This is a genomic window from Meiothermus cerbereus (assembly GCF_051297115.1).
GTDB classification, from domain to species: domain Bacteria; phylum Deinococcota; class Deinococci; order Deinococcales; family Thermaceae; genus Meiothermus; species Meiothermus cerbereus_A.
On record NZ_JBEVAL010000029.1, the window covers coordinates 21556 to 33729 of the forward strand.

The window sequence follows — 12174 nt, forward strand, 5'->3', positions numbered from 1 at the left end:
CACCCACAAGGTGACTGTTCACCCAAACTCGGTAACAGGGGGCTGGCAACACCCAGCCCCGGGTTCCTTTCCAGCCCTCTACCCCACCACCTCCAGCCGGGCATAGCGCAAAGCCAGTCTGCGAACGCCATCGCCAAAGGCAACCGTAGCCACCCCGTCATCCAAACCGACCACCAGCCCTATACCAAACTGGGTGTGTCGCACTTTTTGTCCCGTCCGGAGCCTGGGCTGGGCAGAAGAAAGCGGCCTGAGGAGGAAGCGCTCGAGGTCGGCAAACTCTCCTTCTGTTCCCTCCCCCATCGCCACATCGAAGGCCTCCCACACCTTCCTGGCCTCGTCTGTGAGGCCCAGTGCTTCGGTCCAGTTTTTGCGCTCGGCATAGGCAAACAGGCGCAGCACCTTGGCGGCAACGCCCCTGGCCTGCTGGGCGTTCCACCACTGGTACAAGTAGCGCTTTAGGCCCAGCTTGTAGGCCCCCTGGGCCAGGGCCAGGGTCTGGGCGGTGGAGAGTTCTTCCGGAGCACAGGCCAGGGCCTCCCCTACCCGTTCCACCGCCTGTAGCGTGTGCTGGTACTCGGCCTCCTGCAAAAAAGGCGAGATGGGCAGGCTGGACAGGGCATAAAGATAGGTGTGCTGCGAGCTGCGGGTCAGGGCCACGTAAAACAGGCGGCGTTCCTCCTCGAGGTTCTCCGAGCCGCTATAGGGCAGGGTGCCCTCGTTGCAGTCGGGGATGAAGACCAGGGGCCACTCCAGGCCCTTGGCCCGGAAGATGGTCATCAGGCTGACCCTCTCGCGGGTGTCCTGGGCGGGGCCATTGTCAAGGTGTTCCTGGGCCAGCCGCTCGATGTGCCGAAGCAGCTCCTCCACGCTCCCTTTGTCGCGGGCGTACTCCAGAAAAGCCCGCACCCCCTCGGCCTTGCCCGCCCCTACCTCGTAGAAACCGGAGGAGGAAAGCAGATGGCGGCGGTAGTCCAGACGGGCCTCGAGGGCCTCCAACACCGCGTGGGCCGAAGCCCGCTCCACAGCCCCCGCCAGCCACACAAACAGCTCGGCCAGCTCGCGCAAACGCCGCGCTACCCGCTCCTCTGCCCCGGCCATCGCCGCCCTGAGCGCCTCCACCAGCGAGGCCCCCCGCTCCACCTGCTGCCCGACCGCGTCGGCCAAGGCGCGGGTCAGGTAGCGCTTGGGGGTGTTGTAGATTTGCAGCCACAGGCGCTTTGCGTGCTCAGCGCCGGGGCTCAGGGCCAGTTGCAGGTAGGCCAGCAACACCTGGATTTCCGGGCGCTGGTAAAAGGGCGTGCTGCCCACCACCCGGTAGGGTATTTGCCGCTCGATAAGGGCCTGCTCGAGGTAGGGGGTCTGGGCGTAGAGCCGCACCAGTACCACCATCTCGGAGGGCTTATACCCTTCGGCCAGCAACCCCGCTATATCGCTTACCAGGCTCTGGGCCTGGGCGGGCATGTGGGGTTCTAAGCGGAGGTAAACCTTGCCGTCAAAACCCCGGGTCAGGCTCAGGCGCTTGGGCTCACGGCTCTGGTTTTGCGCGATGACCCGTCCGGCCAGCACCACCTGCGGCGCGGGGCAGCGGAAGGTGTCGCGGATCAGGTATTTTTGCGCCCCATAGCGCTGGGCGAACTCGAGGATGAAGCGCGGGCTAGCCCCCCGCCACTCGTAGATGGTCTGGTCGTCGTCGCCCACCGCCATGTAGTTGCGGTGGGGCCGGGTGATCAGGTCGAGCATCTCCGACTGGGCCAGGTTCACATCCTGAAACTCGTCCACCAGCACCGCCTGGAAAGCTTTTTGCACGGTGTGCAGGATGCCCGGATGGCGCACCAGCACCTCCCAGCCGGTCATGAGCATGTCGTCGAAAGTGAGCAGGCCCTCCTCCCGGCGCACCTGCTCCAGCAGCCTGTACAGCTCCAAATACCATTCTAGCTCTTGCGGCGCTCCAGCCTGCGAGGCAACTTTGAGGGCCTCGGGCGGCAGCCCGGCCCCCTTCAGATCGGCGTACTGCAGGTTGCCCTTGCAGGCCCCCACATAGCTCAAAAAGTCTTCGGGCTCGAGGTTCTCAAGCTCCTGCACCCAGGGCAGTTTGAGTTCCCGCGCCCGCCGCAGGGTGCGCTGCAAGAGGGCCTGCTCAGCGCCTTCTTCCTTGCCCTCAGCCAGCTTCAAAAGCCCTTCCGAGGCGGCCTTCCGCACGATGCGGTAACCCAGCGCATGCAGGGTCGAGACCCGCACGCCCTGGGTGTGCGGCCAGCGCGCAAGGGCCCGCTTGAGGTCGTCCACCGCCATGCGGCTAAAGGAGGTCGCCAGAATCCTGCGCGGTTCAAAGACCCGCTCCCGCACCAGGCGCTCGAGGCGGTGCACCAGCGCGGTGGTCTTGCCCGCCCCCGCCACCGCAAACACCAAAGCAGGCCCCTCGTTGTGGGCCACAATGGCTTGTTGTTCGTCGGTCAGGCGCAGGGACACAGTTTGAATAGTCTACTCAAAGACTGGCAGGTCTCCAGGTTTCAAGCCAAGGCCGCGATATGCTCAAACAAGCGCATCTCATACCAAATTTGACTTTTTGTTGCCTAAATACCCCTCATCCCAACCCTTCTCCCAACTCCCCTCTCCCACAGGGAGAGGGGCTGGGGGTGAGGGAATGAGCGAAGCAAATGCCTTTCTTCAGCTGCGAATGAAGATTATCTATCGAAAGTTGGCATCAGAACGATTCTCACAAATTGCGGGAAGCACGAAAAGTTCATCGAAGTGTATGTTGGCATCTGCTGTACCGCGCTGGACTTTCAAGATTAGCTTTTCATAACGACGCTTTCCAATCCACCACGGCATCAAGCAAACCGATACAGCTTCCCCGCCAGCGTCGCCACAAAAAGCGCCCCCCGGTAGGGCAGCGGCGGCACCTGGATGGGGCCCAGGCCACTGGCCTCGAATAAGAACCGTCCGCTCCTTGTATCCACCCCCAGCACCCGGCCTTCCTCGGTGCCCAGGTACAGCACCCCGTGGGCAATGGACAGCCCCGCCGTAACCTTGCCCACCTCGAGCGTCCATACTTCGTCGCCGGTTTTCTGGTTCAGGGCATAAAGCCTTCCGGCCCAGCTGGCTGCGTAAAGATACCGCTCATCTAAAGCCGGCGCGCCCCAGAGTTCGCCCTCGAGGTCGAAGCTCCACTGCACCTCACGGGTAAGGGGGTCGAAGGCGTGGATCTCGCCCGCCCAGGTAGGGATAAAAAGCAGGCCCCCACGGGCTGGCATGGCCGTGTGGACGGCCCCGGCCTCCACCTTGTAGCGCAGGTGCCCGCTTTGGGGGTCGAGGGCGAAAAGCCAGCCGCCCTCGCTGGCGGCAAACAAGAGACCTCGGTAGAGCGTGGGCGAGGCCGAAAGCTCGCTGCCGGCCTGGAAGCCCCAGCGCAGGGTGCCGCTGGCATCCAGGGCATACAGAAAGCCGTCGCGTCCGGCCAGGTAGATCAGTTCGGCAATCAAGGGGGCGGCGGTAATCTCGGCGCGGGTGGGAAAGCTCAGGATGGGCCGCCCGGAGAGCGACATCCCGGTCAGGCGGCCATCCCAGGCCGCCACGTACACCCGCTCGTCGGCCACCACCGGGGGGGCCGAGACCTCGTCGCCCAGGCGCTGGCGGTACACCGAGCCGTCGGTCAGGTCCAGGCGGGCGATGCCCTGCCCCGCCCCCACCCACAGGCTGCCTTCGCGGGCCACCAGCTCACCGGGCCAGGCCACCTCGCCCGAGAGGTCGTGGATGCCCTGTAGTTCTAGCTTTTCGGGCCTTGCGGGGCCGGTGGGGTAGTGCCCGCTGCGGCTGGCCCCCGCCCGCGGGGTGGCCGAAAGGCTCTCGCGGTAACGGCGCAGGGTCTCTTCCAGCACCGCGTGGGCGGTGGCGGCGTTGGCCGGGCGCTCGCCGGGGGATTTTTGCAGCAGCGACTCAATCAGGCTTGAAACCTCGGCAGGAATGGCCGGATTAAGGCTCTGGGGCGGCTTGGGGGGCTCGTAAACGTGCTGGTAAAGCACCGACTGGTCGTTTTCGCCCTCGAACAGGGGTTTGCCGGTGAAGGTGCGGTAGAGCACCGCCCCAAAGCTGTACAGGTCGGCCTGGGGGGTCAGGGCCAGGCCTTTGGCCTGCTCGGGGGCCATGTACTCTGGCGTGCCCACGGTGATGCCGGTGCGGGTGAAGTGGCGGCTTTCCTGCATCAGGTAGGCCAGGCCAAAGTCCATCACCTTGGGCTGGCCTTCGGGCGTCACCAGGATGTTGCGGGGGGTAAGGTCGCGGTGGATCACGCCGCGCTGGTGCAGGTGTTGCAGGGCCTCGAGCACCCGCGCCGAGGCGGTAAGCAGGCGCAGGCCCTCCATGCCGTCTTCAAAAGGGCCGATGCGGTCGTAGCTGCCACCCTCCACCAGCTCCATCACAAAATAGGTGCGGCCTTCCTCCTCGCCCAGATCGAAAACCTGCACCACGCCGGGGTGGGAGAGCTTGGACAGGGCCTTCACTTCACGAAAAAAGCGGCTGCGCTCGCTGGGGTGCAGGTAAGTGTGCAGAATTTTGACCGCCACCGGGCGATCCATGCGAAGGTCGGTGGCCCGCCAGACCTCGGCCATCCCCCCCTCGCCCAGGAGGGCCTCGAGCCTGTAGCGTCCGGCCAGCTTCACCTTATCCGTGGTGCTCATGGGCTAGGCCACATTATGAAATATCGAGCGGTTTTCAGATAGAGCGGTCTTCAGAGAGAATGGCACCATCACGATCGTAACAAGTACTGTTCGAGGCTTATTTTTTGCCGCTGGTAGCAGCGGCAAAAATAGCGAAGACCGCGATAGGCTGCCGCCAAAAGTCGGGTCAACCCAGGCGATCGCCCTCCCGCAGGCGGGCGCCCCGGGCCCAGTCGGCGGCAGGCATGGGTTTTTTGCCTTCGGGCTGAAGCTCCAGGAGGCCCACCTGCCCCTCTGCGGTAGCGACCACCAGCTCGTGGGCAATGTGCACCACTGTTCCAGGAGGATGGGAAGGGCCGGTGGCAGGCTCCGCCAACCTCATACGCAAGACTTTCACCCGCTTACCCTGATGAAGAAACCAGCTTCCCGGCCAGGGCTGTACCCCCCGGTGGCGGTTGTAAATAGCCACCGCGGTACGCTCCCAAACCACCTTGCCATCGTCTTTTTGCAGCATGGGGGCGTGGGTGCCCTGGGCAGGCTGGGGGGTGGGCTGGAGGCGCTCGAGGTCGGCCAGGGCTTGCAAGAGCAGCTCGATGCCTTTGTCGCGCAGGCGGTTGGAAAGCTCCAGCGCGGTCTCATCGGGCTCGATGGCGGTGCGCCACCTCGCCACCACCGGGCCGGTGTCCATGCCTGCGTCGGTCTGCATGATGCAGACGGCGGTCTCGAGCTCGCCGTTGATGAGCGTCCACTGCACCGGCGCGGGGCCGCGGTACCTGGGCAGGTCGGAGGGGTGCAGATTAAGGAAGCCAAACCGGGGGATTTCCAGCAGTTCGGCAGGCAGGATTTTGCCGTAGGCCGCCGTAACCGCCACCTCCAGCTTCAGCCCCCGCAAAAGCTCCATAAACAGAGCGTTCTTGCGTAACCTGGCGGGCTTTTCGACCCGCAGGCCCTGGGACTCTGCCCACTGCGCCACCGGGCAGGGGGTCAGGTGCAAACCCCGTCCGGCGGGCTTATCGGGCTGGGTAACCACCAGCACCACTTCGTGCAGCGGGTGCAGGGCCTGCAAAACCGGCACCGCCCAGGCCGGCGAGCCAAAAAAGGCCACCCTGCGGCGCTGGGGTTGAGGGCTTTTGGGCTCTGTCTCGGTCATCCGACACCCTTCGCACAAAAAACAGCCTTCACGCTACCCCCGCTATTTGTGCTTCCCTGACTGGCGCAGGGCTTCTTCGCGCAAAAAGGCCTTGGCCTGGCGCTGGAACTCGGCCAGGTCTTCCCGGTGCTCTTCTAGGAATTTCTGCCGGTCGGCAAAGAACATGCGCTGGAAGAAGAAGATGCCATCGAGGTGATCAATCTCGTGCTGGAGGACCACCGCCAGGTAACCCTCGGCCTCGAGCGCCTTTTTTTCGCCTTTATGGTCCTGGTACTCGACCCGCACCTGTAGGTCGCGCTGGGCCCCTTCGGCGTACAGGCCCGGCAAGGAAAGGCAGCCCTCGAGGATGGACTGCTGGCCCGCGCGGTAGGTGATGACGGGGTTCACCATCACATAAAGCTCTTTGACGCGGGTCTTGAGGTCGGCCTCGGGGCCTTCTTCTGGGTCGTCCTGGTACTCGGCAGCCACAAACAGCCGCTGGCTGAGGCCCACCTGCGGGGCGGCCAGCCCTACCCCGCGGGCTTCAAACATGGTCTCGAGCATGTTCTCGGCCAGGGCTGGGATGCCGCTAAAGTCCTGTACCGGCTGGGCTTTTTTCTTCAGGACGGGGTCGCCATACAGGCGGATGGGGAGAATCTCGGGCATATATCCAGATGATTGTACCGGCAGAAAGCTGGAACGATGGAAACTTCGGGTCGGTTTTTGTCGTTGTCTTTGCAACACAAAGGCAAAAAGCCATTTGGGACAGCATTCATACCCAAATCTACAAAATTGCGGTGGGGTTCATACCTGACCTGCTTGAATGAACACAGCTAAGGTGAAGCAGGGCTGGCCCGCACCACCTTCCCCAGGGTGTTCACGATAACGACACCCACCAGGGCAACACCCCCGCCCAGCAAAGCCAGCACACCCGGCACTTCCCCCAGCCAGAGGTAGGCAATCAGGGTAGCTGCTACCGGCGAGAGGTATAGGAAACTGGTCACCCGCGAGGCAGGAGCCCGGCTCAGGGCATAGTTCCAGGTCAGGTACGAGAGGCCGCCGGGCACTACCCCCAGGTAGACCACGCTCCAGGTTGCGGCAGCCGAAGCCGACTGTATCTCGGGCCACAGCCCCGGCCAGAACACCAGCAGGGGTAGCGTCCCAGCCCAGATGGTGTAGGCCGTGAAGTTGAGGGGGTTGTACTTTTTGACCAGGCGGCGCTGAAACACAAAATACACCGAGGTCACAAAGGCCGACAGCACAATGAGCATAGCGCCCGGCTCCAGCTGAAAGCTGCCGGGGTGGTTCCCCACCGCAATTAAGGCCACCCCCGCAAAGGCCACTGCAATGCCCAGCCAGCCCCAGGCCGAAAGCCGCTCACGCAGAAAAAAGTACGACATCAGGGCCACAAACACCGGCCCCACCGCTATCAAGAGGGCCGCCGGCCCGGCTTTCACGCTCACCTGACCAAAATTGAGGGCGGTGTGGTAAACCGTGATGCCCAGAAACCCCAGGCCAAAGATGGGCAGCCAGTCGCGCCGCTCGGGCAGGGGCATCCGCACCAGCAGGGCATACACCACCATTACTGCCGAGGCCACCAGAAAGCGCAGCAGGGTAAGGTGGCCTGGGCTGTAGTCCTGAAGCCCGGCCCGAATCCCGGCAAAAGCCGAGGCCCAGGGCAGGATGGTAAGGCCAATGGCGAGGAGGACTCGAGCTTCCACCGGAACAATCCCCTTTCGGGGCGGGCTGCGCCCCATTCGAGGATACTAGCATAGGCTAAGCTATAAGAAGTCGTAGGCACTGGGGAACCCATGACTCACGAGATGCTCGAGTTCATCCGAGGCCTGAATGCTCAAGGAGCCCGCTCGATGATTATTGGCGGATACGCCCTGGCCTTCTTGGGAGTGCCTCGCTACACCAAAGACCTGGATCTCTGGGTAGACCAGCGCGAAGCACCTTTGCTTCTAAAGGCCATCAAAGACTTTTTTGCGGGCGACGACCTGGGACTTTCGTTGGAAGATTTGAGCACCCCTGGGGTGGTTCAGCTTGGCTACGAACCCAACCTGATCGATCTGGTGCTGATGAGCGGGCCGGATTTTGATCAGGCCTACGCCCGCAGTCAGGCTTACCAGGTGGAGAAAACCACCTTGCGCATGGTCGCGCGAGAAGACTTTATCGCCCTGAAAAAGGCTTTTGGACGCAGCATTGACCTGTGCGATATCGAGGAGCTATGAAGCCCGTTGCCCGCAAATACCGCTTCGACGAGGTTCCCTCGGAAAAAGAGCGCTGGCAGGCTTTGCCGCTAGAGGTGCGCTTGCAGGCGGTGGTCGAGATGGCGTTCAGTTGGGCCCGCCTACAGGGCCGGCAGAACCTGGAGAAGATCCAGCCGGTGGCCCGCAAAAGACCTCTGGCCCAGGTGAGGAAACCTAGGGCTCTAGGGGAATCCGGTGGCTGTAGCTGATGCTGTTGCCCTGGCGCAGGCCCAGCCACAGCACTTCCAGCGTGCTGGAGAGGGTTAGCTCGAGGCGCACCGGCCCCGAGACGTTTTGCCAGAAGCGCGGCTGCGAACCCACCGCCAGGGTGAAGCTGCCTGCTGGAAGGTTGAGGATGACCTGCTGGCCGGGTACGGTGCTGTGCTCGAGGGCTTGCTCGAGGCGCAAGCCCCGCTGGCCGCTCCGGGTGGCCCACCAGGTCTGGCCGTCAAAAAGCGCAAAGCTCACCTCGGCTTTGGGGGGCAGCTCGAGGCGGGCATTGACAGGCGGACTGAGCCGGGCATAGAGGTTGTTGCCCACAAACACCCCGAGTGTGCCGGAAGCCGTTCCGGAAAGCACCAGCACCGTGCGCTCGGCCAGGGCGGGGGTCAGGCGCACCTGGGGATCGAAGGGCCGCCCGATAAAGTTCTGCACCACCATCACCCGACGCCCCTGGCGCACCAGAGCCACCCCCAGGTGGGTGAACCCGGGCTTGAGCAGGTTGGCCCGGTGGCCGGGACTGTTCATCCAGCCAGAAAGCGCCCGCTGAGGGATTTCGGCATCAGGGTAACCCTCGAAGCCGGCCAGGTTCTCCCCCACCACAACCTCCAGCACCCCGGCAGCCCGCATCCGCTCGGCGGCCCCCAGGCCCTCGGGGTTCTGGTGGGCGAAAAAATTGCGCCGCAGCATGTCCTGGGCATGGCCCCGCGCGGCTTTATAGGCCAGCGCGTCCCACTGTAAGGGTCGCAGACCGCGCTCGAGCCGCACCTGGTTGGTGCGTTGAAGTACCTCGAGCTCCAGTGCGCTCTGGGCCAGGGCCCCACCCCACACCAGGCCAATCAGCAAAAACCACCCCTTCACCCCCGCATGATAGGGCCGGGGTCTTAAAAAATGCGTTTATATTTCCTCAAGAAATGCTCCGGCAGCCTGGTGTTCCGCTCGACCTCCCGGGGCAGCAAGCGCCCTCAGGCAGGCACCAGGCTGTAGAAAAAGCTCTGGTTGAAGGGCCGCGACTCTAGAAGACCGTTTACATCGGCTAAGGTGACAGCCTCGACCTTGCGGGCTACCTCACTCAAGGGTTCGTAAGTCTGGTTATAGACGTAGTTGATGCCCACGCTCATCAGGCGCTGCATGGGGGTCTCGCCCGCAAATACCAGCGCGGTAGCCAGCTTGTTTTTGGCCCGCTCGAGCTCCTCCTGGCGCACCCCGAAGCGCTCGAGGCGCTCGAGTTCTTCGCGCACCACGGCCTTGACGGTCTCCTCGTTGGCCGGGTCGGTCTGGGCATAAACGTAATAGAAACCAGCCTGGTCGGCCTCGTCTATCCCAGCCCCCACCGACTCCACCAGCCCTTTATCGCTAAGGGCCCAGTGCAGGCGGCTGTTGCCCTCCTCACCCAGGATGTTGGCCAGAATGTGGGCCGCATAACGGCGCGGATCCTGGGCCGAGACCCCCGGCGCAAAAACCGCCAGGTAGGTCTGGGTGGCCTTGGGGTAGGGCTCGCGCAGTTCGCCCACAGCAGGGTTAAGCGCAGGGTAGGCACGCTCGGCCTGGCCTCTGGCCCAGGATGCGGTTAACTCGGCAACCTGCTCCAGGGTGCGTTCCCAGTCCACCTTGCCCGCCAGGACCAGCACCAGGTTGCCGGGCGCATACCGCTGGGCCTGGTAGGCCGCCATCTGGTCGCGGGTCAGGGCCGATATCGATTGGGCTGTGCCCAGCACGCTGTTGCCCAGCGGGTGCCCAGCAAAATAGCGCGCCCGTCCCCAGTCAAAGAGCATCACGTTGGGCCGGTCCTGATAGAGGGCAATTTCCTCCAGAATTACCTTTTTCTCGGTGTCGAAGTCCTGCTGGCGCAGGGCCGGACGCATCAGGTCGGTCCACAACGCCAAAAGCCTGGGGGCAAACTCAGGGAGCACGGCCCCGTAGTAGACGGTGTTCTCCTCCGAAGTAAAGGCGTTGTACTGTGCCCCCATCTGGTCGAACTCGAGGTTGACCTCCAGGCTATCGCGTCTGGCCGTGCCTTTGAACAGCATGTGCTCCAGAAAGTGCGAAACACCGGAAATCTCGGGGGTTTCGTCGCGGCTGCCGGTCTTGCAGAAGTAGCCCAGGGCCACGCTCTTGGCCTCAGGGTTAATCTCGGCGATTACGGTGAGCCCGTTCTCGAGGGTGGTTTGTTTGAAGGTCGGTCGGGTTAGGGTCATGGCTGCTCCACAGTAAGAAATCTTCTCGGCTCGCATCTGGACATCAACACTGTTGTCGTTCACAGGCTGGCTTTGAATGCTCCGGATATACCCATATCAAGCTCGATGGGCCAGGCATCACGCAAACCAGGTGGCATGGAAGCACAAACAGGACTTTTTGCCCTGCTGCGCCTGGCTTTACTCCACACCTGCCAGCTTGCGTGGCCCCAGGGTCGCGATCCAGGGGTTCTGGTAGGGGTGCGAAGCCAGGTGGCGGTTGATGCGCTCCACATCCACCGCTGCAATCTGGGCCTCGATCTCGTCCAGGGTGCGAACCCGGCCCAGCATATAGAGATCGCGGGCGATGCTGGCGGCCCTCGAGCGCGACGATTCATCCTGCATCACCAGGGCGGCCCGCAAGCCTATCTTGGTGCGGATCAGCTCGTCCTCCCGCACGCCTTCCGAAAGCCGGGCGATCTCGGCCTGCATCACCCGCAGGGTCTCGTCGGCCCGCTCGGGGGTGGTGCCGGCGTAGGCGGTCAGGTAGCTGTAGCCCTTGACCCCGTTGGGAGCAGCATACACCGAGTAGACCAGGCCGCGCTTTTCCCGCACCTCGGTAAACAGGCGGCTGCTGCTGCCCCCGGAGAGCACCTGCGAGGCCAGCCGGGCGCTGTAAAACTCGGGGTGGTCGATGGTAACGTCGGGGTAGATCAGGCCAATCTGCACCTGGGCGGTGTCCTGCTCGAGGTGAATGGCACGGGGGGGTGTAAGTTCGACGGGGGGATAACCCGCCCCAGAACCGCTCCAGTCGCCAAGGGCGTTCTGCATAGCTTCTTTGGCCTGCTCGAAACTAATTCCGCCCACCAGGGCCACAATAGCGCCCTGGGGCGTATAACGGCGGGCAAAGTCTTCTCGCAAGGCTTCGGCAGTCATGGTTTCCAGATGGGCTTTGTTGCCGCTGGGGTTTCGCCCGTGGTTGCTGGCAAATACCGCCCGGCGCAGGGCCGAAAACATCTTCTTGGGGGGCTGGTCTTCCAGCGAGGCCAGTTCCTGCAGGGCAATCTGCCGCACGGCCTCGAGGGCCTCAGTGGGCAGGTGAGGCCGCATCAGCAGGTCGGCAAAGAGCGAGAGCACCGCCTCCAGCTTGTCGGCCAAAAACTGCGCCGCAAAGGTGGTGTGCTCGAGGGCACTGCTGCTGCCACGGCGCACCCCCAGCTCGTCAAAAGCATCGGCCAGGGCCCGCGCATCCCGGCTACCGGCCCCTTTCCATAGCCAGCCCTCCAGCAGGCTGGCCGCGCCCTCCATGCCTTCGGGGTCGTTCACCGCGCCCACCGGTAGCAGCAACTGCAAAGCGACTCCAGGTGTCCAGGGGCGTTCTTCCACCGCCAACCTCAGGCCGTTGGGCAACACTTCAACTTGGGAAAATGCCATACCCACCAAGTATACGAGCTAGACTCATACAAACCATGACTTTTTAGACATTGCCCCATTCGGCAGCCTGCCCAAAGCCACAAAACCCCCCATAGGCTTCGGTAAAATAACTCAAGTTGCCACCTAGACATTCCGAGCTAGAAAGCAAAAACTAAGGCCACTATGAACTGGACTGTTCTAGTGGCCTTCTGCATTATAGACGATCTGCTCAAAGTCCTCGGACATAAGGACGACCCCCAGAGCAAGACCCCCGCCAGCGTCGTCCTCACCATCTGGATACTGGCCGCCCTCATCTTCTCCGGCAAGCACAA

10 protein-coding genes and 1 pseudogene are annotated in these 12174 nt (G+C 63.2%); 3 read left to right on the forward strand and 8 right to left on the reverse strand.

What is annotated here, in order from left to right:
• Positions 1 to 78: 78 nt before the first annotated feature.
• The 5 genes from ABWU19_RS07940 to ABWU19_RS07960 all read right to left on the reverse strand — a co-directional run bounded on the left by ABWU19_RS07940 (position 79) and on the right by ABWU19_RS07960 (position 7505).
• Positions 79 to 2469 carry an ATP-dependent helicase gene (locus ABWU19_RS07940; protein ID WP_435901170.1) on the reverse strand — a complete coding sequence of 797 codons (2391 nt, stop codon included), beginning with the start codon at positions 2467 to 2469 and terminating at the stop codon, positions 79 to 81.
• A 362-nt stretch (positions 2470 to 2831) separates the two neighbouring features.
• A complete protein-coding gene (locus ABWU19_RS07945; RefSeq protein WP_435901171.1) occupies positions 2832 to 4676 on the reverse strand; it encodes a protein kinase domain-containing protein in 1845 nt (614 codons plus the stop codon).
• Positions 4677 to 4842: 166 nt separating this feature from the next.
• Positions 4843 to 5805, reverse strand: a complete 963-nt coding sequence (gene fmt, locus ABWU19_RS07950; protein WP_435901172.1) for a methionyl-tRNA formyltransferase — start codon at positions 5803 to 5805, stop codon at positions 4843 to 4845.
• 42 nt (positions 5806 to 5847) lie between these two features.
• Complete coding sequence (gene def / locus ABWU19_RS07955) at positions 5848 to 6450, reverse strand: peptide deformylase (RefSeq protein ID WP_435901173.1); 603 nt, start codon at positions 6448 to 6450, stop codon at positions 5848 to 5850.
• A gap of 167 nt (positions 6451 to 6617) precedes the next feature.
• Complete coding sequence (locus tag ABWU19_RS07960; RefSeq protein WP_435901179.1) at positions 6618 to 7505, reverse strand: DMT family transporter; 888 nt, start codon at positions 7503 to 7505, stop codon at positions 6618 to 6620.
• A gap of 90 nt (positions 7506 to 7595) precedes the next feature.
• On the opposite strand from ABWU19_RS07960, the gene ABWU19_RS07965 reads away from it, so the two are divergent.
• Complete coding sequence (locus tag ABWU19_RS07965) at positions 7596 to 8018, forward strand: nucleotidyltransferase (RefSeq protein WP_435901174.1); 423 nt, start codon at positions 7596 to 7598, stop codon at positions 8016 to 8018.
• Positions 8015 to 8245, forward strand: coding sequence for a hypothetical protein (locus ABWU19_RS07970; RefSeq protein ID WP_435901175.1), 231 nt, complete (start codon positions 8015 to 8017; stop codon positions 8243 to 8245). The genes ABWU19_RS07965 and ABWU19_RS07970 overlap by 4 nt, the downstream gene beginning before the upstream one ends.
• Here ABWU19_RS07970 and ABWU19_RS07975 read toward each other — a convergent pair.
• The 3 genes from ABWU19_RS07975 to ABWU19_RS07985 all read right to left on the reverse strand — a co-directional run bounded on the left by ABWU19_RS07975 (position 8211) and on the right by ABWU19_RS07985 (position 11863).
• Positions 8211 to 9116, reverse strand: a complete 906-nt coding sequence (locus tag ABWU19_RS07975) for a CAP domain-containing protein (protein WP_435901176.1) — start codon at positions 9114 to 9116, stop codon at positions 8211 to 8213. The genes ABWU19_RS07970 and ABWU19_RS07975 overlap by 35 nt on opposite strands.
• Before the next feature lie 104 nt (positions 9117 to 9220).
• Positions 9221 to 10453, reverse strand: coding sequence for a M16 family metallopeptidase (locus ABWU19_RS07980; RefSeq protein ID WP_435901177.1), 1233 nt, complete (start codon positions 10451 to 10453; stop codon positions 9221 to 9223).
• Positions 10454 to 10630: 177 nt separating this feature from the next.
• A complete protein-coding gene (locus tag ABWU19_RS07985) occupies positions 10631 to 11863 on the reverse strand; it encodes a M16 family metallopeptidase (protein WP_435901178.1) in 1233 nt (410 codons plus the stop codon).
• 162 nt (positions 11864 to 12025) lie between these two features.
• Here ABWU19_RS07985 and ABWU19_RS07990 point away from each other — a divergent pair.
• Positions 12026 to 12174 (forward strand): annotated as a pseudogene (locus ABWU19_RS07990) (IS982 family transposase); the annotation flags it as partial.